Genomic DNA, 21,436 nt, shown 5'->3' with positions numbered 1-21,436 from the left:
GGGTGTTATGGCCAGCTTGCGTTATGGCATGCTATTGGCAGTCTGCGGCTGGGTGCTCGCCTTGCCGAGCGCCGCCGCCCCTCCCTTGAAATTGCAAACGCAAATCCAGGTGCACATGGGCGATCTGGACATGATGCAACAACGGCGGATCGTCCGGGTGTTGGTGCCCTACAGCAAGACGTTTTATTTCCTCAGCGCCGATACCACCCAGCGCGGCATGATGGCTGATTTAATGCTGGCGCTGGAAAAGCAGCTCAACCAGCACCACACAAACCCGGCGGACAAGATTCGACTGGTGTTCATTCCCACCGCTCGCGATCGGTTAATCCCGGAACTGCTGGCGGGACGCGGCGATATCATTGCCGCCGACCTGACCATCACGCCACAGCGCCAGGCGCTGGTCGACTTCAGCACGCCATTAGCCAGCCAGGTGCATGAAGTGGTGGTGCGTCACCGCCATGCCCCAGCGGTGAGGTCCTTGACCGCACTGGCTGGCAAAACCGTTTTTGTCAATCCCACCAGCAGCTACTATCAAAGCCTTGAGCAGTTGAACCGGACGCTGAAACAGCAACGGCATCCGCCGGTCGAAATACAACCCGCGCCAGGCAACTTTGAGCCAGAGGATGTGCTGGAAATGCTCAACGCCGGCCTGGTGGATTACAGCGTTACCGACCGGTATCTGGCCCTGTTCTGGCAGCAGATATTTGCCGATATCGTCATTGAACCGCAGCTGTTCTTACGCCAGGACCGCCAGATTGCGTTGGCAATGCGCAAGCATTCACCGCTCTTGAAGGCCCAGCTCGACCTGTTTTGCGATCGGCACAAAATTGGCAGCACCTTCGGCAATATTCAACTCAAAAAGTACCTGAAGAGCACCCAATGGGTGAAAAACGCCACCCGGCACGCGGAAATGCAAAAATTCATTCAGGTGCGCGATCTGTTTCATAAATACGGTAATCAGTATGGTATCGATTGGTTACTGATGGTTGCACAGGGTTATCAGGAGTCGCGGCTCGATCAGCGGGTGCGCAGTAAGGCGGGCGCCATTGGCGTGATGCAGGTGATGCCAGCAACCGGCCGGGAGTTGAACGTCGGCGATATTCGCCAATTGGAGCCCAATATCAATGCCGGGATCAAATACATCCGTTTTATGATGGACCGTTATTATGCCAACGAACCCATGACTCATCTGGACAAGCTGCTGTTCACCTTTGCCGCCTATAACGCCGGCCCACGCCGCATCGCCTTGCTACGCAAGGAGGCGGCACGGATCGGGTTGGATCGCAACGTGTGGTTTAATAATGTCGAACGGGTTGCGGCGGCGCGCATTGGCCGGGAAACGGTACAGTATGTCAGTAATATTTATAAGTATTATGTGGCGTATTCGCTGATCCAGCAGCAAACCCGGCTACGGCAACGAGCCCTGCAGGCCGAGGCGCCCGCAGGGCCGGTCGTTATTCAATCACCGCGGTAGTCAGACGCGAAATGCAGCACAGTTTGTCACGGGCATCGAAAATTTCAATCTGCCAGACCTGATTACGCCGGCCGGCATGCAGCGCACGGCATACGCCGCGCACCTGGCCTTCGAACACCGCGCGCAGATGGTTGGCATTAATCTCCACCCCAACCACTTTCTGTTCGCCTTCGGTGCACAAATACCCCGCCATCGACCCCATCGATTCCGCCAACACCACCGACGCGCCGCCGTGCAGCAGGCCGAACGGCTGGGTGGTGCGGTTATCTACCGGCATGGTGGCTTCAAGGTAATCGTCGCCAATCTGGGTGAATTCAATGCCGATATGGCTCACCATGCAACCAGCGCTGGAATGGTTAAGCTGTTCCAGGGTGGTGTGTCGTTTCCATAGCTTCACGCTATCATCTCCAACAGGGCCTGTAATGGATGCCGCACGCCATTGCCCTCAATGCGCTTGACCTGGCTGCGGCAGGAATAGCCGGTCGCCAGACAACGTTGACGTGGCAAGCGTTGCAGCGCCTGGTGCCATGATAACTCATAAATGCCGAGCGAATTTTGCAGATTTTTACTTTCATGCCCGTAGGTGCCGGCCATACCGCAGCAACCGACGCTGACGTTTTCCAGTTTGGCGCCAAAACGGGCAAAGATATCGGCCCATTGCTGGCTGCTGGCCGGCAGCGCGGTGGTTTCGGTACAGTGGCCGAACAAATACCAGGCTTCGCCGGTGGCCGGCTGTTCGGCACGATCCACCAACCGCTGCCGCAGCCATTCATGCACCAGCAGAACCTGGAAGTTACCGCGCGATTCGCCGAGTATTTCATGATATTCGTCGCGATAGCACAGCACCAGAGCCGGATCGACCCCCACCAGCGGCATCTCCAGTTTGGCGACGCGGTTAAGAAAATCGGCAGTCTTGCGCGCGGTTTTGGCGAACCGCGTCAGGAAGCCTTTAACGTGCTGCGCCTTGCCGTTGGGTGAAAATGGCAGCAGTACCGGTTTATAACCCAGTTTTTCCGCCAACCGAACGAAATCGGCAACCACTTTGGCATCGTAATAACTGGTGAACGGATCCTGGACGATCAGCACATAGTGCTCGCGATCGGCCGGCGCTAACGCTTCCAACTGCTCCAGCGTCATGGTGGTAGCCTGATGCCCGCTGAGTTGCTGGCGCAGCGTCGGGCTCGACAACATCGGCAAGTCAACCATGCCGATCGCATTGCGGCTCAGTTCACGCAGCCACGGCTGCTTGAAGAAAAAGTTGAACACCTTCGGCGCTTTCGCCATCAGCGGCGTATAGCTTTCAACCCCGGCCACCATGTAGTCTCGCGCCGGACGCAGATAACGGGTGTGGTACAGCTGCAGAAAACGCGAGCGGAACCCCGGCACGTCAATCTTGATCGGGCACTGGGTGGAGCAGGCCTTGCAGGCCAGGCAGCCGGACATCGCCTCTTTGACCTCATGCGAAAAATCGTACTCGCCCTTGCCGGCATACCAGCTGTTGCGGGTTTTTTCGATCAGCGCGCGGAAGCTCAGCCGCTGCTGTGGCAACGTCTTTTCCAGCGCCAGCGGATCAACCCCCTGCTCGCTCAACAGGCGCAGCCATTCACGCACCAGCGCCGCCCGCCCCTTTGGCGAATGAATGCGACTGCCAGTGATTTTCATCGATGGGCACATCGGACTGCGCACGTCAAAGTTGAAACACAGGCCATTACCGTTACACTCCATGGCACCACGGAACGAACTGCGCACCGCGATCGGGATGCGGCGGTCGAGGGTACCGCGCTTTTCGGCGTCGACTTGCATCATCGGCGCATCCACGCCAAGCGGCGGACAGATCTTGCCCGGATTCAGCCGGTTGTCCGGATCGAACGCTGCCTTGATACGGCGCAGCTCTTCGAACAGCGTGTCGCCAAAGAATGCCGGGCTGTATTCCGCACGGAAACCTTTACCGTGCTCTCCCCACAGCAAACCGCCGTATTTGGCGGTCAGCGTCACCACCTGGTCGGAAATCTGCTTCATCAGCATTTCCTGCTGCGGATCGCACATATCCAGCGCCGGGCGCACGTGCAACACGCCAGCGTCAACATGGCCGAACATGCCGTAGCTGAGATTATGGCTATCAAGCAGTTGGCGGAATTCGACGATATAATCAGCCAGATGCTGCGGCGGTACGCAGGTATCTTCGGCAAACGGGATCGGTTTGGCCTGTCCTTTGGCGTTGCCCAGCAGCCCAACCGCCTTTTTGCGCATATTGTAAATACGCTCGATGCCGTTGAGATCGCCACAGACCTGATAGCCGATCACCCCGGCCTGACGATCGGCGATCAGCGCATCCAGCCGTTGGCACAGGCTGTCCAGTTGCTGTTCAATCAGCGGCTCATCGTCGCCGGCGAACTCAACGATATTCAACCCCAACATCTGTTTGTCCGGCACGTTGGTGATCAACTCGCTGACCGAATGCCAGACAATATCTTCCCGCGCCAGATTCAAAACCTTGGAGTCGATGGTTTCTACCGACAGTGCCTTGGCCTCAACCATAAACGGCGCGTTGCGCAACGCCGAATCGAACGAGTCATATTTGACGTTCACCAATCGCCGTACTTTCGGCAATGGCGTAATGTTCAGTCGGGCTTCGGTGATAAACGCCAGCGTTCCTTCGGCGCCGGTCAGGATGCGCGTCAGATCGAAGGTTTGCAGATCGTCACTCAGCACATGCCGCAGATCGTAGCCGGTCAGGAACCGGTTGAGCTTGGGGAATTTATCCACAATCAGCGCGCGCTGCTCGCGGCAGCGATGCAATACGGTGTGATAAATGCGCCCTTCCTGGGTATTCTCCAAAGCAATCGTTTCCGCCAACGCCGTCGGCATGGCGCGCGTGTCGAGCATCTCGCCACCCAGCAATACGGCGCGCAGTCCCAGTACGTGATCGGACGTTTTGCCATACACCAGCGATCCTTGCCCTGAGGCATCGGTGTTGATCATACCGCCCAGGGTAGCGCGGTTGCTGGTCGACAGTTCCGGCGAGAAGAAGTAGCCGAACGGCTTGAGGTATTGGTTGAGCTGATCCTTGATAACCCCGGCCTCAACCCGAACCCAGCCTTGTTCCAGGTTGATATCCAGTATGCGATTCATATGGCGCGACATGTCCACCACGATGCCGCTGTTAAGCGACTGGCCGTTGGTGCCGGTGCCGCCACCGCGTGGGCTAAAGGTCAGCGAGCTGAATTTTTCGTCTGCGGCCAGCCGGGCAAGCAGCGCCACGTCGCTGGTTGAGCGCGGGAATACCACCGCATCGGGCAGTAGTTGATAGATACTGTTATCGGTCGCCATGGTCAGGCGATCGGCGTAACTGGTGGCAATATCGCCATTGAATCCGTGTTGTTTTAACGCCGCCAAAAAATCGAGCACCCGTTGAACGAGGCCGGGAGCCTGAGAAATCTGTGGGATCATTGCTTTTTATGCGCCTGTCTGTCTAATTTGAACGCCTGACCGAGCCTGGAGTCAGGCCCAGCCTGTTTTGGTTATCGTTAAAAACTATCATACTTCTCAGTAGCAGATAACCAATTAATCGCGCGGCATTTACGCCGCTGACTGCTGACGCTCAACAACGGCAACCGGCCTCACCCCGCACGGCAAATTGTGCGCCGCACTGTGAAATTTGGCAAAAATGCATCATGATTATCAGACGGAGCAAAGGAATTTACCTAATAGGATGAGAACCCTTTCATGACAGTCCCACAACCGCGATATGATTTGCCAAGAATTATCTTTGGCGTGATGTTCATTGCCATAATGATCGTTGCCTGCTTTTGGGTGGTTCAACCTTTTATACTTGGCTTCGCCTGGGCCAGCATGGTGGTCATCGCCACCTGGCCGTTATTGATTAAATTACAGAATCTGCTGTGGGGACGACGTTCACTGGCGGTGCTGGTCATGACACTGATTCTGATCGTGCTATTCGTGATGCCGATTGCGCTGCTGGTAAATAGCGTGGTGGATAACAGCGCGCCGATCGTCGCCTGGGCCAGTACGCCAGGCAAAGTGCATATTCCCGATCTGGCCTGGTTGAATTCCATTCCAATGATCGGTGACAAGGTCTACAGCAGTTATCACACCCTGATCAACAGCGGTGGCGGCGCACTGATTGCCAAGGTACAACCCTACTTCGGCCAGACAGCCACCTGGTTCGCGGCCCAGGCCGCGCACATTGGCCGTTTCCTGATGCACTGTTCGCTGATGGTATTGTTCAGCGTGCTGCTTTACGCCCGCGGCGAACAGGTGGCATTGGGCATCCGCCACTTTGCGGTACGTCTGGGTGCCGAACGTGGCGACGCGGCGGTACTGCTGGGCGGTCAGGCTATTCGTGCCGTCGCTTTGGGTGTGGTGGTTACCGCGCTGGTGCAGTCGGTACTGGGTGCGATTGGCCTGGCGATAACCGGCATCCCGGCCGCCACCCTGCTGGCGGTGCTGATGTTCATCTTCTGCGTCGCGCAACTGGGGCCATTGCCGGTGCTGATCCCGGCGATTATCTGGCTGTATTGGAGCGGTGACACCACCTGGGGCACGGTATTGCTGGTGTGGAGCTGCGTGGTCGGCACCCTCGACAACTTCCTGCGCCCGGTGTTGATCCGCATGGGCGCAGACTTGCCAATGATTCTGATCCTGTCCGGCGTGATTGGCGGCCTGCTGGCGTTTGGCATGATCGGGCTGTTTATCGGGCCGGTCGTGCTGGCGGTATCATATCGTTTGCTGACCGCCTGGATGAACGAAGCTCCCGAACCAACGGCCGATCTCGACGAGGTCGCCAAGGATTTGGAACAGCTGTAATCCGTTTGGCATCTGCCCGTCAATGGGCAGATGCCTGATTCAATTATTCCACCGTTACCGCCAATTGAGTAAATCAGCGGAAATATATCCAGCCGATTCATGATAAATTGTGCTTAAACGATTAAACATGCCGAATAAATGCAGGTTATTTTTTTGCCGGTAATTTGACAAAATGAATAACAAACTTGGGGTTAATCGGTTTATTAGGACGATTCTTAATGACTAATTTAAGCCAAGTACCTAGTATTATTGCCATATCTTGCTTTAACCCCCTAATTTCAAGCAAGTTTTCCAAACAATGTAATGCCATACATGTGAATTGCTGTGTGTAGTCTTTGCCCGTCTTCAAGGATGGGCTTTTTTTTGTCCTTTTCTTCTACATTATTATTTATTGCCATACTCGCTTACATCTGGAAATAAAAAAGCCGCATAACTACTGCGGCTTTTTTCAATGAAATATATCTTATCGGCGCAATTTATTTTTACTTGGCCAAATTAATCCAGGTTTGCACCACGGTATCCGGATTAAGTGACAGGCTGTCGATCCCCTGCTCCATCAACCACTCGGCAAAATCTTCATGGTCTGACGGACCCTGACCGCAAATACCGACATATTTACCATGGCGCTTGGCTGCCTGAATCGCCATCGACAGCAGCGCTTTCACCGCGTCGTTACGCTCGTCAAACAGTTCTGAAACCACGCCGGAGTCGCGATCCAGCCCCAGCGCCAGCTGTGTCATGTCATTGGAGCCAATCGAGAAGCCATCAAAGTGCTCAAGGAACCGATCCGCCAGCAGCGCGTTGGACGGGATCTCGCACATCATGATCACTTTCAGCCCGTTTTCGCCACGCTTCAGCCCCTGACGCCCCAGTTCCGCAACCACCGCTTCCGCTTGCGCCACGGTGCGCACGAACGGCACCATGATTTCCACGTTGGTCAGCCCCATCTCGTTGCGTACCCGCTTGACCGCCTCACATTCCAGTGCGAAGCAATCACGGAAGCTGTCTGAAACGTAGCGACCGGCGCCGCGGAAACCCAGCATTGGGTTTTCTTCATGTGGCTCGTATTTTTCACCGCCGACCAGGTTGGCATACTCGTTGGACTTGAAATCGGACAACCGCACAATAACGCGTTTTGGCCAAAACGCCGCGCCCAGCGTCGCGATCCCTTCGGTCAGACGACCGACATAGAATTCCACCGGATGGTCATAGCCATGCATCAGCCCCTTGATTTCACGCTGCAACTCCGGCGTTTGCTGGTCGAACTCCAGCAGCGCGCGTGGGTGCACGCCGATCATCCGGTTGATGATGAACTCCAAACGCGCCAGACCGACACCTTCGTTTGGCAGGCAGGCAAAGTCAAAGGCACGATCCGGGTTACCGACGTTCATCATGATCTTCAGTGGCAGTTGCGGCAGCTCGTTCACTTCGGAGCTCTGCACGGTAAAGTCCAGCATGTCTTGGTAAACGTAGCCGGTATCGCCTTCGGCACAGGATATCGTCACCTTTTGGCCGTCTTTCAGCACGTCGGTGGCGTGGCCGCAGCCCACGACCGCCGGAATGCCCAGCTCACGCGCAATGATTGCCGCATGGCAGGTACGACCGCCGCGGTTGGTAACGATCGCCGCCGCCTTCTTCATGATCGGTTCCCAGTCCGGATCGGTCATGTCGGTCACCAGCACGTCGCCCGGCTGGATGCGATCCATTTCGCTGATGTCATGGATCACTTTCACCGGGCCGGCACCGATACGATGACCAATGGCGCGGCCTTCTACCAGTACCTTGCTGCTGCCGTTGAGTTGATAGCGTTCCATCACCTGCCCATTGGAGCGCACGGTTTCCGGACGCGCCTGGACGATCAGCAGTTTGCCGGTGTGGCCGTCTTTCGCCCACTCGATATCCATCGGTCGGCCATAGTGTTTTTCAATCAGGATTGCCTGATGCGCCAGCGCCTGTACTTCATCGTCGCTCAGAGAGAAACGATTGCGTTGCGCCTCTGGCACGTCTTCAATCGCCACCTGCTTGCCGTGGTCCTGCGACGGCGCATACACCATGCGGATTTTTTTGGAACCGACATTGCGGCGCACGATGGCCGGTTTGCCGTTCAGCAGCGTCGGCTTGTGCACATAGAATTCGTCCGGGTTAACCGCACCCTGCACCACCATTTCACCCAAACCGTATGCCGAGGTGATAAACACCACCTGATCAAAACCGGATTCGGTATCGATGGTGAACATCACGCCGGACGATGCCAGATCGGAGCGCACCATGCGTTGCACGCCGGCGGATAGCGCCACGCCGCGGTGATCGTAGCCCTGATGCACGCGATAGGAAATGGCGCGGTCATTGAACAGCGATGCGAACACGTGTTTGATGGCAATCATCACGGCATCGATGCCTTGCACGTTCAGGAAGGTTTCCTGCTGGCCGGCAAACGACGCATCGGGCATGTCCTCGGCGGTGGCGGAAGAGCGCACGGCAAAGGAGGCTTCCGGTTCGCCATCGGCCAATTGCTGATAAGCCAGGGTGATTTCGCGCTCGAACTCCGCATGGAACGGGGTATCGATAACCCATTGGCGAATCTGCGCGCCGGCCTTGGCCAGTTGGGTGACGTCATCAACGTCAGTTTGATCCAGTAACTGATAAATGCGCTGGTTGACACCGCTTTGTTCGAGGAAATCGTTAAACGCCTGGGCAGTAGTGGCAAAGCCATTTGGCACGGCCACGCCCAGATCGGACAGATTGGTGATCATTTCACCGAGCGATGCATTTTTGCCGCCAACACGGTCAACGTCGTGCATGCCAAGCTGGTTGTACCAAAGCACATTACGCAAGTCTGGGCCATTATTGGACATCGAGACAATCCTTATTGCTATCAGTAGGGTATAGACGGATTTAATTCAATTGCGTTGTTCGCCCTTATTTGGGGCCGAACCAGACTAGCACAATCATCCATAAGAAATGGAAAGGTGAATCGATCAACCCGATGAAGAAAATGGATTTTAAGAGAATTACCTAAACGGTCTTTTTGCCGCAGAAACCGGTCTCTGGCGCGCTAAAACACGTAAATTCAACAAATTACGTATATTTTCAATTCTTATTTAACAGCAAGGCGAATTGCCAGCCTTCTGTTGAAATTATCATCGATATACAGCTCAATCGACCGAGAATAATTGGCTATCGCTTTTTATAAAAATCAAAATTCAATTTCAAAAACCAAAATTGCCGGAATGTTCTTATTTTTGCGCTTTTCGGTTGGCTAACCACTGTGGAATCCGTTGGCATCACAGTTTTTTTGCTAGCCTCTTTACCGCCGAATACTCTGGAGCCCATTATGTTTGAACGACAGGCCATCGCCTTGCCGCAGCAGGAAACGTATTTTTCAGTTAAGGAGTCACGGGTGGAAAGAAGCGTATTTTATATTTCGGATGGCACGGCGATCACCGCCGAGGTGCTCGGCCACGCGGTACTGTCGCAATTTCCGGTCAAGGCAACCACCTTTACCCTGCCGTTTGTCGAAACCGAAGCGCGCGCGCGGGCCGTCAGCCAGCAAATCAACGAAATTTATCAACAGACCGGCGTGCGGCCACTGGTGTTTTATTCGATCATTTCGCCGGAAGTACGTAACGTCATCACCCAGAGCAAAGGATTCTGCCAGGATATCGTGCAGGCGCTGGTCGGCCCGTTGCAGGGGGAACTGGATGTCGAACCGACACCGGTGCCCAATCGTACCCATGGGTTGACGGAAAGCAACCTGGGCAAATATGACGCGCGCATCGCGGCCATTGATTACACGCTGGCGCATGATGACGGTATTTCACTACGCAACCTCGATCAGGCGCAGGTGATCCTGCTCGGTGTATCGCGCTGCGGCAAAACCCCTACCAGCCTCTATCTGGCCATGCAGTTTGGCATTCGTGCAGCCAACTACCCGTTTATCGCCGACGATATGGACAATTTGCATTTACCCGCCGCGCTGAAGCCGTTTCAACATAAACTGTTCGGCCTGACGATTAACCCGGAACGACTGGCAGCCATTCGTGAAGAGCGCCGCGAAAACAGCCGTTATGCGTCGTTGCGCCAGTGTCGGATGGAAATTGCCGAAGTCGAAGCATTGTTCCGTAAAAATCAAATCCGCTATCTGAATTCCACCAACTACTCCGTCGAGGAAATTTCCACCAAAATTCTCGATATTCTCGGCATGAGCCGTCGAATGTTTTAACCCTGCTCGGCAGCAAACCGCTGCCGAACATTCCTCGCCAGCGGTATTTATCAATTTTTGTCGGTTTTGCTCAACAGTTATCGCGTTGAACGGTTGAAATCGGCCGTTTTTGCGTTATTGTGATCGCCATCACTTCCCGGTACTCCTGCCGCAGAGAAGAACAGTTTCAGAGATAATCATGCACAAAACAGATGAATTGCGGACCGCGCGCATCGACAGCCTGGTTACGCCGCAAGCGCTGGCGGACAAGCTGCCGATTTCACCGGCAGTGGCGGATAACGTGACGGCGTCACGAAAACGCATTGAACGGATCCTGTCAGGCGAAGACTCGCGCCTGCTGGTGGTGATCGGCCCCTGCTCCATTCACGATCTGGATGCAGCCATGGATTACGCCAGCCGACTTAATGGACTGCGCCAACGTTATCAGCATCGGCTGGAAATCGTTATGCGCACCTATTTCGAGAAACCACGCACCGTGGTGGGCTGGAAAGGCTTGATTTCCGATCCCGATCTTGACGGCAGCTATCAGGTCAATCGCGGCATCGAAATGGCGCGCAAACTGTTGCTCGACGTTAATCAACTCGGCCTGCCGACCGCCACCGAATTTCTTGATATGGTGATCGGGCAATATATTGCCGACCTGATCAGTTGGGGAGCCATCGGCGCACGTACTACCGAAAGCCAAATCCACCGTGAAATGGCGTCTGCGCTGTCATGCCCGGTCGGTTTCAAAAATGGTACCGACGGCAATACCCGCATTGCCATTGACGCCATCCGTGCCGCACGCGCCGGCCATATGTTCCTTTCGCCAGACAAAAACGGCCAGATGACCATTTACCAGACCAGCGGCAACCCTTACGGCCATATCATCATGCGCGGCGGCAAAACGCCGAACTACCATGCGACGGATATCGTCGCCGCCTGTGATAGCCTGCGCGAGTTTGACCTGCCGGAACACCTGGTGATTGATTTCAGCCATGGCAACTGCCAAAAGCTGCATCGCCGCCAACTGGACGTCGCCGAGAATATCTGCCAGCAGATTCGCGCCGGCTCTGCCGCCGTGGTGGGCGTAATGGCGGAAAGCTTCCTGGTGGAAGGCACGCAAAAAATCGTCGCCGGCCAACCGTTGACCTACGGCCAGTCGATCACCGATCCGTGCCTGAGCTGGTCCGACAGCGAGCAACTGCTGGCAATGCTGGCCGATGCGGTCGATAGCCGCTTTTAATCCGTCTTCACCGGGGTGAGCCTGCCCCGGTGATACAGTGTTCAATGCGCATCTATACTGGTAGTAACCGGCAAAACGCCGCCTCGCCCGAGCTACAGGATTTGGAGTTCCCTGCATGAGCCTTTCACTGTTGAGCATCCCCTGCACTACGCTGCAAGGCGAAGCAAAAACCCTGTCGGACTATCCGGCACGCGCCTATCTGCTGGTCAATACCGCCAGCAAATGCGGCTTTACCCCACAATACCGTGGCCTGGAAAACCTGTGGCAATACTATCGCCAGCGCGGTTTGGTGGTGATGGGCTTCCCCTGCAATCAGTTCGGTGCGCAGGAGCCGGGCGATGCCCTGGAGATCGCCAGTTTTTGTACCATGAACTACGGCGTCAGTTTTCCACTGTTCAGCAAAATCGAGGTTAACGGGCCAGGCGCACACCCGTTGTTCAGCGAGCTGAAGCGCCGGGCTCCTGGGCTGTTCGGCATTCAGCGCATCAAATGGAATTTCACCAAGTTTTTGCTGACCGCCGACGGCCAGCGTGTCACCCGCTTTGCGCCGATCACCAAGCCGGAAAAACTGTTCGATCGCATCGAGACCCTGCTGAAGTAACCCTATGGCGTTTGGGCGCCCCCGCGTCGTTCCACTGCCAGATGCAGTGTAAGCAAAAAGGTTCCCTCGGTAAGGAAATTTTCCTTGATGTAACCGAATGTTCACATGATAATGATTATCACTTTGATATTAATTACCTTTTGAAGTTTGTTTTTCAGGCCGAACCTATGGAAAAATCGAACCAGAATCCTGCGCCATCGGGCTCGTCAATCGCCATCCACAGCGACCTGCCGATACCCTGTTATGACAGCCAACAGCTGCTGAGCGCAGACGGCATCGCCATTATTACGCATCAAGGGCAGCGCTATCAGCTGCGCCAGACCAAAGCAGGAAAATTGATCCTGACCAAGTAAAAATAAAAAACCTTCCCTGCGAGCCACCCCGATCGTTTGATCCAGGCAGCCAGCAAATCTATTGATATGTTTAACAGCATACGGAGAGTTGCCCATGCCTCTTATCTTTACCACCAGACTACGCTTTTCAACCTTAAGTCTGGCTGTCGCCTGTGCGCTGCCGGCGATGGCTTTCGCCAATACCCCCGCCCGCACCCACGAGGCGCCCACGAAAACGACCGTCAGTAAAGACGATACCCTCACCGTGGTCGCCACCGGTAATCAGCGCAGCAGTTTTGAAGCGCCGATGATGGTCACCGTCATTAACGGTGACAGCCCGGAAAGCCAGACCGCCTCCTCCGCCGCCGATATGCTGCGCAAGGTGCCCGGCATTACCGTCAGCGGCACTGGCCGCAGCAATGGGCAGGACGTTTCGATGCGCGGTTACGATCGGCGCGGCGTATTGATTCTGGTCGATGGTATCCGTCAGGGTACCGACACCGGTCACATCAACGGTACTTTTCTCGACCCAGGCCTGGTAAAACGGGTTGAGGTGGTACGCGGCCCGGCTGCGTTACTGTACGGCAGCGGCGCACTTGGCGGCGTAGTGTCTTATGAAACCGTCGATGCCGCCGATCTGCTGCTGCCGGGCCGTAACAGCGGCTACCGGGTCTTCGGCAACGCCGCCAGCGGCGATCACAGCCTGGGTATGGGCGCCAGCGCCTATGGGCGAACCGACACGCTTGACGGCCTGCTGTCATTCGGCACCCGCGACGTGGGTGACTTGCGTCAGGGCAACGGTTTCGATGCGCCCAATGACGAAACCATCAGCAATCTGTTGGCCAAAGGTACCTGGCGTATCGACGAAAACCAGTCGCTGAGCGGTAACCTGCGTTATTACAACAATCGTGCCCAGGAGCCCAAAAACCCGCAGGAGTCTGCCGCGTCCGCTAGCAATCTTATGACCGACCGCTCTACCATTCAACGCGACGGACAACTGAGCTATCAACTGAATCCGCTCGGCCAGCACTGGCTGGATGCCGAAGCCAAGGTGTATTACTCCGAAGTGCAGATCAACGCGCATACTGGCGGCAGTGAAGATGAGGCGCGCAAGCAGACCACACGTGGCGCCAAACTGGAAAACCGCACGCGTCTGTTCGTCGACAGCCCTGCATCCCACCTGTTCACCTATGGAACTGAAGCCTATAAGCAGGAACAAACGCCAGGTGGCGCAACCGAAAGCTTCCCACAGGCCGAGATCAAATTTGCTTCGATCTGGCTGCAGGATGAAATCACGCTGCGCGACTTGCCGGTATCGATTCTGGCCGGCACGCGTTACGACGATTATCAGGGGCAAAGTAACGGCTATGACGACGTCAACGCTGATAAATGGTCTTCGCGCGGAGCGCTCAGCATCACGCCGACCGACTGGCTGATGTTGTTCGGTTCCTATTCCCAGGCGTTCCGCGCGCCAACCATGGGCGAGATGTACAATGACTCCAAGCACTTTTCCATCCCGATGGGGCCGACCACCATTACCAACTACTGGGTGCCAAACCCAAACTTGAAACCGGAAACCAACGCCACGCAGGAATACGGTTTTGGTTTGCGCTTCGACGATCTGTTACTGGCTGATGACAATCTGCAATTCAAAGCCAGCTATTTTGATACCAAGGCCAAAGATTACATTTCCACCGGCGTCACCATGCAACTGGGACGCGGTCCAACTGGGCCATACTGCATTAGCTGCACCACCTATTCCACCAACATCGAACGCGCAAAGATCTGGGGTTGGGATGCCACTCTGAGTTACAAAACCAGAGGGTTTGGCTGGGATCTGTCCTATAACCGTACGCGCGGTAAAGACCAGGCCACCGGCGAATGGATCGCCAGCATCAACCCCGACACCGTCACCAGCACGCTGGACCTACCGATCGCCGATACCGGCCTGTCTACCGGCTGGGTTGCCACCTTTGCCCAGCGCGCCACACAGGTGCCGAGCGGCAGCGCACAGCAGGCCGGCTATGGCGTTAATGACTTCTACCTAAGCTATAAGGGTCGTGCCGAATGGCAAGGCGTCACCACCACCGTGGTGCTGGGCAATGCCTTCGACAAAGAATATTACTCGCCACTGGGCATTCCGCAGGATGGCCGCAACGCCAAACTGCTGGTCAGCTACCAGTGGTAATCACTTGATTATTCGGCGGGCCGGCACCCGCCACTCCCCTATTACGTCAGGAGAACACGGATGAATAACGCACTCTACACCCGCTATCAGCAAGCGAAAATCGACAACCCGGGTAAATATGCCCGCGATCTGGCGCAGCTGCTCAGCGTTAGCGAAGCGGAACTGACCCATGCTCGCGTCGGCCATGATGCTCGCCGCCTGCACAGCGACGCCCGCAGTCTGCTTACCCAGTTGGAGCAGGTCGGCGTCACCAAATCGATCACCCGTAACGCCTACGCGGTGCATGAACAGCTGGGACGCTATCAGCACCAGCACCTGAACGGTCACGCCGGACTGATTCTCAATCCGCGCGAACTGGATCTGCGGCTGTTCCTCAACCAGTGGGCCAGCGCCTTCAGCCTGAGCGAAACCAATAAACGTGGCGTGCGCCACGGCATTCAATTTTTCGACCATCAGGGCGATGCCTTGCACAAGGTGTATACCACCGAAGAAACCGACCTTGCCGCCTGGATGGCGCTGGTAGAACGCCATGCCAGCGAAGACAATCCGCCACTGGCGTTGCAACCGGCGGCGACAAAAGCAGCCGACGCCACGCCGGACAACGCACAAATCGACCGCGAATGGCGCGCCATGACCGACGTGCACCAATTTTTCGCATTGCTCAACCGCCATCACCTGTCTCGCCAGCAGGCGTTTCGTGCCGTGGGCGACGACCTGGCTTATCAGGTGGATAACCAGGCGCTGGCGCAGATCCTCGCGGCGGCGCATCAGGCGCAGAATGAAATCATGATTTTTGTCGGCAACCGTGGCTGCGTGCAGATCTTCACCGGGCAAATTGAGCGTCTGATGCCGCAAGACGGCTGGATTAACGTGTTCAACCGGCGTTTTACCCTGCATCTGATCGGCGGAGCCATTGCCGAAAGCTGGATCACGCGCAAGCCGACCAAAGACGGCATCGTCACCAGCCTGGAGCTGTTTGCCGCCGACGGTACGCAGATCGCCCAGTTATATGGTCAACGCACCGAAGGTCAGCCGGAACAGACCCAATGGCGTGAGCAGATTGCCGCTCTGCGCGCCAAGGACATCGCCGCATGAAAACCTCCATCATCCAGGCGTTGGCCCTGTGCACGACGCTGCTGTCGTTTGGTGCCACCGCGACGCAGCAGCGCATTGTTTCCATCGGCGGCGACGTCAGTGAAATCGTCTATGCGCTTGGTGCCGGCGATCGGCTGGTCGCACGCGACAGCACCAGCCTGTATCCTGCCGCACTGCAACAGCTGCCGGACGTCGGCTATATGCGACAGTTGAACACCGAGGGCATTCTGGCGCTGAAACCGACGCTGGTATTGTCCAGCGAACTGGCTCAACCAACCTTGGTGTTCAAACAGCTCGAGGAAAGCAAGGTGCCGGTGGTACTCATTCCCGGTGATACCACGCTGGATGCGGTGCCGGAAAAAATCAACGCCGTCGCCACCGCGTTGAATCTCCGCGCCGAGGGGCAAAAGCTGACCGAAGGCTATCGTCAGCAACTGGCGGCGGTCAACACCCAACCGCTGCCGGTCAAGGTGATGTTCGTGATGAGCCACGGTGGTATCACGCCGATGGCCGCCGGCCAGCAGACCGCCGCTGACGCGGTGATCCGCGCCGCCGGTCTGACCAACGCCATGCAAGGCTTTAACCATTATCGACCGCTGTCACAAGAAGGGGTTATTGCCAGTGCGCCCGACCTGTTGTTGGTGACCACCGACGGCGTGCAATCCCTCGGTGGGTTGCAGCAATTATGGCGTTTGCCAGGCATTGCCCTCACCCCGGCTGGCAAGCACCGTCACGTGCTGATCGTTGACGACATGGCGTTACTCGGCTTCGGCCTGCAAACACCGGCGGCGCTGGCCAAACTGCGTCACGCGGCGGAGCAGCGGTAATGCGCGCTCGGACCTCGCCATGTCTGGTGATTGGCGGTCTGTTGCTGGCGCTGACGCTATTGGCGCTGGTCGCCGCCAATTACGGCGCCCTGACGCTGTCGTTCACTACGCTATGGCAACAGCCATTCAGCGATACCGCCTGGCACATCTGGTTCAACATCCGCCTGCCACGTGTACTGTTGGCGGTGGTGATCGGGTGTGCGCTGGCGGTGTCCGGCGCGGTGATGCAGGGGTTGTTCCGCAACCCGCTGGCGGATCCAAGCCTGCTGGGAATCAGCAGTGGCGGCGCGCTGTGCGTGGCGTTGGCGATTATCCTGCCACTGACCCTGCCGGTGGCCATCGCCTTGTACAGCCAGATGCTGGCGGCGTTTATCGGTAGCCTGCTGGTGTCATTATTGATCTACGGCATCAGCCGTAGCGGTCATGGCAGCCTGTCGCGTCTGCTGCTGGCGGGCATCGCCATCAACGCGCTGTGCATGGCGGCGATTGGCGTGCTGTCTTATATCAGCAGCGATCGGCAACTGCGACAGTTTTCGCTGTGGATGATGGGCAGTCTCAACCAGTCGCAGTGGCCAACGCTGGCGATCGCCGCGTCGTTGATTCTGCCAGCCGCGTTACTGACGCTATTGCAGGCACGGCGTCTTAATCTGTTGCAGTTAGGCGATGAAGAAGCCCATTACCTCGGGGTAAACGTTAAGCGCGTCAAACTGCAACTGCTGTTGCTCAGTGCATTATTGACCGGTGCCGCGGTGGCGGTCAGTGGGGTAATCGGTTTTATCGGTCTGGTGGTACCGCACCTGGTGCGTATGCGCCTCGGCGGCGATCACCGTTGGCTGCTGCCTGCCTCGGCTCTGGGTGGTGCCTGTCTGCTGCTGGTCAGCGACACGCTGGCGCGTACTCTGGTCGCCCCGGCGGAAATGCCGGTGGGCTTGATGACCAGCCTGATCGGCGGCCCTTATTTCTTGTGGCTGGTGATACGCCAGCGGGAGAGACTCGGTGACTAGTGCCGCCTGCCTAACGGCACAACAGCTGCGTTATACACTCGGCAAGCGTCGTATCGTCAATGACGTTTCACTGAACATTGCCAGCGGTGAAATGGTAGCAATTATCGGCCCTAACGGCGCCGGTAAATCCACCCTGATGCGCCTGTTGACCGGTTATTTGCAGCCAAGCTGCGGGGAATGTCTGCTACTCGACCAGCCGTTGGAACACTGGCAGCCGACGTCACTGGCCAAGGTGCGGGCAGTGATGCGCCAGCACAGCAGTCTGGCGTTTCCGTTCAGCGTGCAAGACGTGATCGCCATGGGGCGCGCACCGCACGGCCGGCGAGATATGCAGCAGGCGCTGCAACAGGTGATGCAGCAGACCGACTGCCTAAGCCTGGCGCAACGCGATTATCGTCAGCTTTCAGGTGGAGAGCAGCAGCGGGTGCAGCTGGCACGGGTATTGGCGCAGCTATGGCAAGCGACTCCTTCGCCACGCTGGCTGTTTCTGGATGAACCGACCTCGGCGCTAGACTTGTACCATCAGCAACATACGCTGCGGCTACTGCGCTCGCTGACCCGACAGCAGCCGCTGGCGGTGTGTTGCGTACTGCACGATCTCAATCTGGCGGCACTGTATGCCGATCGCATTCTGCTTATGCATCAGGGACACCTGGTGGCCAGCGGTTCCCCGGCAGAAGTATTGCAAGCCGAACAGCTCACCCGCTGGTATCAGGCAGACGTCGGGGTGATGGCGCATCCGGAAACGACATCATTACCGCAGATTTATCTGCGGCAATAACGCCAGACGCAGCAAGGTGATCAATGCCCTCGTCGCAGCGCGAGGCATTGATCCATCAGCTTAGCTCGAGCAGGATATTTCCAGGTGTTTGCCCCAATCCGGCGGCAGCGCGGCGAAATCCTCGTAACGCGGATCGTCGTCAAACGGCGTCAATAACGCCTGGTGCAAGCGTGCCAGTTTGCCAATGTCATCCTTCTGCGCCGCTTCGATCGCTTCCTGAGCCAGATAGTTACGCAAAATCAGCTTGGGATTCACCGCTTTCATCGCCCGTTGACGCTGTTCATCACTGACCTGCTCCTGCAACAAACGCTGGCGATACTGCAAATACCAGCGGTCGAACGCGTCACGGTCGATAAACTCGTCGCGCAGCGGCGAACGCGTTTGCAGTTGTTCAACCTCGCTTAGCAGACGGAAGGTTCGGGTATAATCTCGCCCCTCTGCCGTCATCAGGCTCAGCAGGCCGGTCAGCAAATCGTTGTCCTGCTTCTCCTGGCTGAAGAAGCCGAGCTTGGCGCGCATCTTGTCACCATAGGCCTGCATTAATGCCGGTTCAAAGGCCGCCAGCGCCGCTTCCAACTGCTCGACACGCATCAGTCCGGAGAGCGTCTGAGCCAGACGATGCAGATTCCACAGCGCCACCGCCGGCTGATTGTCAAAGGCATAACGCCCCTGATGATCCGAATGGTTGCAGATGTAACCCGGCTGATAGTCGTCAAGGAAACCATATGGACCATAATCGATGGTAATCCCCAGGATCGACATATTGTCGGTATTCATCACCCCATGGGCAAAACCGACGGTCTGCCAGTCGGCCATCAGACGCGCGGTGCGCTCAACCACCTCGGTAAACCACAGCAGATATTTGTCGGCGCTGTCGGCTAATGCAGGCCAATGGCGGGCGATCACGAAATCCGCCAACTGGCGAACCTGCTCCGGCTGTTTACGGTAATAAAAATGTTCAAAGTGGCCGAATCGCACATGGCTTTCCGCTATGCGCATCAGCATCGCACCGCGCTCCGGCTGCTCGCGATACACCGGTTGGTCGCTGGTGACGATGGTCAGCGCACGGCTGGTAGGGATCCCCAAATGATGCATCGCTTCCGAAGCAAGAAACTCACGCACCACCGAGCGTAATACGGCACGGCCATCGCCCATACGCGAGTACGGCGTTAAACCTGCGCCCTTGAGATGCCAGTCCATGCTGCGGCCATCCGGCAAACGCTGCTCGCCGAGCAAAATGCCGCGACCGTCGCCCAATTGCCCGGCCCATACGCCAAACTGATGCCCACTATAGACCTGTGCCAGCGGTTGCATGCCCGGAAGCAGCCGCTCGCCGGCCCACACCGGCACATTGTCTGGCGTAAACCAACTGTCGTCCAATCCCAGCTCATGCGCCAGCGGCTCGCTGTGATACAGCAAACGCGCTCCCTGCAACGGGGTTGGGGTTAATTCTGTGTAGAAACCAGGCAATTGCTGGTGGTATGCGTTTTCGAACTGCGGCATAGGCCCTCCGTTCACTGTAGTGTAGAGCCAGAATGCGCTGATTAACACCGAGGAAATGCAGGGGATACCCGCCGCCGCACAGGCAGTTACGGCTAAATCAGGCTTTGCGCGGCATCCGTGTGCAGGTAACGGTGACGGTGCTGGCAGAATATATTTGCACGCTGAAAGGTTGACGACGAATAACAACTCACAACGGAAGGAAAAACGCTGCCCGGCTCCCTATTCCGCTGCTGCGTACTGTTTAACCTCACGATAGCAAACGCCACCTCGACGGCTCGCTATGGACAGCCCATCACACTATAAATAACTATTGTTTTTCGCTGTTAAACACCTCGGGAACCGGGTGTAGCGAATCAAGATTATCCACACTGACGCTAGGCCATAAAAAACCTTGCAGGCCAAAAACCTCGGCATCAATCAGTTTATCAAAGTGGTGTTTATCTTCTATTCCGTCGACGATCGTTCCGTGGCAAAGTAAATTGATATTCTTTAATAACGAATCAATTATCATGTCATAGCCTTGGTGAGCAAACAGCTGCCAATAAAATCGCCGGTCTATTTTCACGTAGTCAAACAGGCCATCATACAACGCATTTAGCGGTGCCTTGCCGGAGCCAAAGTCATCCAGCCATAGCGTAAACCGCTCACTGAGCCAGCAAAGCGTGACATTTTTTTTCCCTGCTGACAGTTGCGGAAAACCCTCACTGATTTCTAACACCATAAACGGTAAACGTTGCAAGCGCTGAGCAACATGCCGGTCATTAACGATCAGTTCTGCTACGCTTTGTTCGATATTGATACTCAATAACACCTGATGTTCAATAAACCATGATGCGTATTGCTCTATTAACAGCAGTTGTTCATTAAATAGCGCAACTCTCTGCCGGGGAGTTAATAAGCCAACCCCAATTTCCGTTGGCATTGCCAGATCGCCGTCAAGGCTGTCGAATCGGCTCAAGATTTCTACCGCTAACAACCGTCCATCGCTAGAATAAATCGGTTGGAAAACATAGCGACTAATAAAGTCGGCTTCAAATTGGATTTTCATTTTAATGCCAGAGGCCAAATGGCGAGCATCTCATCGTATATCAATATATTTTATCGATCAATCCCTGTAAGATTAATCGGAAATATCAATGTAAATACCAATAAAATCGGTTTTAATTGATAGTTCAAGGCTATATCTGATACGCCGTGTGGTGGTTAAGAATAGCCTACACTTAAGACAAACGGGCGCGTCAACGTCGATTTACCATCGATATTTCACTTAAGTGATATAACTGTGCTGACAATTTGACTTAGCCATCTTGTTTTTATTAGAAAAATCGGCATGATTTTAAGAAATATCTCAGGCGGC

Annotated in this window: 16 protein-coding genes and 1 other RNA gene; 12 read left to right on the top strand and 5 right to left on the bottom strand. The window is 55.9% G+C overall.

Annotation, left to right across the window (positions count from 1 at the left end; genetic code table 11):
* The first annotated feature begins 7 nt into the window (after positions 1–7).
* Entirely contained in the window at positions 8–1,474 is a 1,467-nt protein-coding gene (locus ACCC84_RS03850) for an MltF family protein (protein WP_273867919.1), read from the top strand.
* Here the strand turns inward: ACCC84_RS03850 and ACCC84_RS03845 are convergent.
* Both ACCC84_RS03845 and ydiJ read right to left on the bottom strand, forming a co-directional pair.
* A complete protein-coding gene (locus ACCC84_RS03845) occupies positions 1,455–1,871 on the bottom strand; it encodes a hotdog fold thioesterase (protein ID WP_198773159.1) in 417 nt (138 codons plus the stop codon). The genes ACCC84_RS03850 and ACCC84_RS03845 overlap by 20 nt on opposite strands.
* Positions 1,868–4,924: a D-2-hydroxyglutarate dehydrogenase YdiJ gene (ydiJ, locus tag ACCC84_RS03840; protein WP_004963580.1), complete on the bottom strand. Its 3,057-nt coding sequence runs from the start codon at positions 4,922–4,924 to the stop codon at positions 1,868–1,870. The genes ACCC84_RS03845 and ydiJ overlap by 4 nt, the downstream gene beginning before the upstream one ends.
* 276 nt (positions 4,925–5,200) lie before the next feature.
* Here ydiJ and ydiK point away from each other — a divergent pair, with 276 nt between their 5' ends.
* Both ydiK and rprA read left to right on the top strand, forming a co-directional pair.
* Positions 5,201–6,301, top strand: coding sequence for an AI-2E family transporter YdiK (ydiK, locus tag ACCC84_RS03835; RefSeq protein WP_039992155.1), 1,101 nt, complete (start codon positions 5,201–5,203; stop codon positions 6,299–6,301).
* Positions 6,302–6,557: 256 nt separating this feature from the next.
* An RNA gene (gene rprA / locus ACCC84_RS03830) (antisense sRNA RprA) lies at positions 6,558–6,668 on the top strand.
* A gap of 115 nt (positions 6,669–6,783) precedes the next feature.
* Here rprA and ppsA read toward each other — a convergent pair.
* On the bottom strand, positions 6,784–9,156 hold the full coding sequence (gene ppsA / locus ACCC84_RS03825; protein ID WP_004963587.1) for a phosphoenolpyruvate synthase: 2,373 nt from the start codon (positions 9,154–9,156) through the stop codon (positions 6,784–6,786).
* 545 nt (positions 9,157–9,701) lie between these two features.
* Between ppsA and ppsR the strand changes: the two genes are divergently transcribed.
* The 9 genes from ppsR to ACCC84_RS03780 all read left to right on the top strand — a co-directional run bounded on the left by ppsR (position 9,702) and on the right by ACCC84_RS03780 (position 18,576).
* Entirely contained in the window at positions 9,702–10,523 is an 822-nt protein-coding gene (gene ppsR, locus ACCC84_RS03820; RefSeq protein ID WP_371901661.1) for a posphoenolpyruvate synthetase regulatory kinase/phosphorylase PpsR, read from the top strand.
* Between the two features lie 178 nt (positions 10,524–10,701).
* Positions 10,702–11,748, top strand: a complete 1,047-nt coding sequence (locus tag ACCC84_RS03815; protein ID WP_004963591.1) for a 3-deoxy-7-phosphoheptulonate synthase — start codon at positions 10,702–10,704, stop codon at positions 11,746–11,748.
* A gap of 115 nt (positions 11,749–11,863) precedes the next feature.
* Entirely contained in the window at positions 11,864–12,349 is a 486-nt protein-coding gene (locus ACCC84_RS03810) for a glutathione peroxidase (RefSeq protein WP_004963593.1), read from the top strand.
* A 167-nt stretch (positions 12,350–12,516) separates the two neighbouring features.
* A complete protein-coding gene (gene hemP, locus ACCC84_RS03805; protein ID WP_371901564.1) occupies positions 12,517–12,702 on the top strand; it encodes a hemin uptake protein HemP in 186 nt (61 codons plus the stop codon).
* A 94-nt stretch (positions 12,703–12,796) separates the two neighbouring features.
* Positions 12,797–14,869, top strand: coding sequence for a TonB-dependent hemoglobin/transferrin/lactoferrin family receptor (locus ACCC84_RS03800; protein WP_039992157.1), 2,073 nt, complete (start codon positions 12,797–12,799; stop codon positions 14,867–14,869).
* A gap of 60 nt (positions 14,870–14,929) precedes the next feature.
* Positions 14,930–15,964: a hemin-degrading factor gene (locus ACCC84_RS03795; protein WP_371901563.1), complete on the top strand. Its 1,035-nt coding sequence runs from the start codon at positions 14,930–14,932 to the stop codon at positions 15,962–15,964.
* Positions 15,961–16,791 (top strand): heme/hemin ABC transporter substrate-binding protein, encoded by an 831-nt coding sequence (locus ACCC84_RS03790; protein ID WP_004963611.1) that lies wholly within the window; start codon positions 15,961–15,963, stop codon positions 16,789–16,791. Before ACCC84_RS03795 ends, ACCC84_RS03790 begins: the two co-directional genes overlap by 4 nt.
* Positions 16,791–17,795 (top strand): FecCD family ABC transporter permease, encoded by a 1,005-nt coding sequence (locus ACCC84_RS03785; protein ID WP_198773163.1) that lies wholly within the window; start codon positions 16,791–16,793, stop codon positions 17,793–17,795. The genes ACCC84_RS03790 and ACCC84_RS03785 overlap by 1 nt, the downstream gene beginning before the upstream one ends.
* On the top strand, positions 17,788–18,576 hold the full coding sequence (locus ACCC84_RS03780; protein ID WP_004963615.1) for a heme ABC transporter ATP-binding protein: 789 nt from the start codon (positions 17,788–17,790) through the stop codon (positions 18,574–18,576). The genes ACCC84_RS03785 and ACCC84_RS03780 overlap by 8 nt, the downstream gene beginning before the upstream one ends.
* Positions 18,577–18,636: 60 nt before the next feature.
* Here the strand turns inward: ACCC84_RS03780 and ACCC84_RS03775 are convergent, their stop codons facing one another.
* Positions 18,637–20,079 carry a protein adenylyltransferase SelO gene (locus tag ACCC84_RS03775; RefSeq protein WP_004963618.1) on the bottom strand — a complete coding sequence of 481 codons (1,443 nt, stop codon included), beginning with the start codon at positions 20,077–20,079 and terminating at the stop codon, positions 18,637–18,639.
* 307 nt (positions 20,080–20,386) lie between these two features.
* Positions 20,387–21,127: an EAL domain-containing protein gene (locus tag ACCC84_RS03770; RefSeq protein ID WP_198773166.1), complete on the bottom strand. Its 741-nt coding sequence runs from the start codon at positions 21,125–21,127 to the stop codon at positions 20,387–20,389.
* Between the last annotated feature and the right edge of the window lie 309 nt (positions 21,128–21,436).

This window comes from Serratia odorifera, assembly GCF_041448735.1.
GTDB classification, from domain to species: domain Bacteria; phylum Pseudomonadota; class Gammaproteobacteria; order Enterobacterales; family Enterobacteriaceae; genus Serratia_F; species Serratia_F odorifera.
This window is presented reverse-complemented; position numbering and strand designations above follow the sequence as displayed.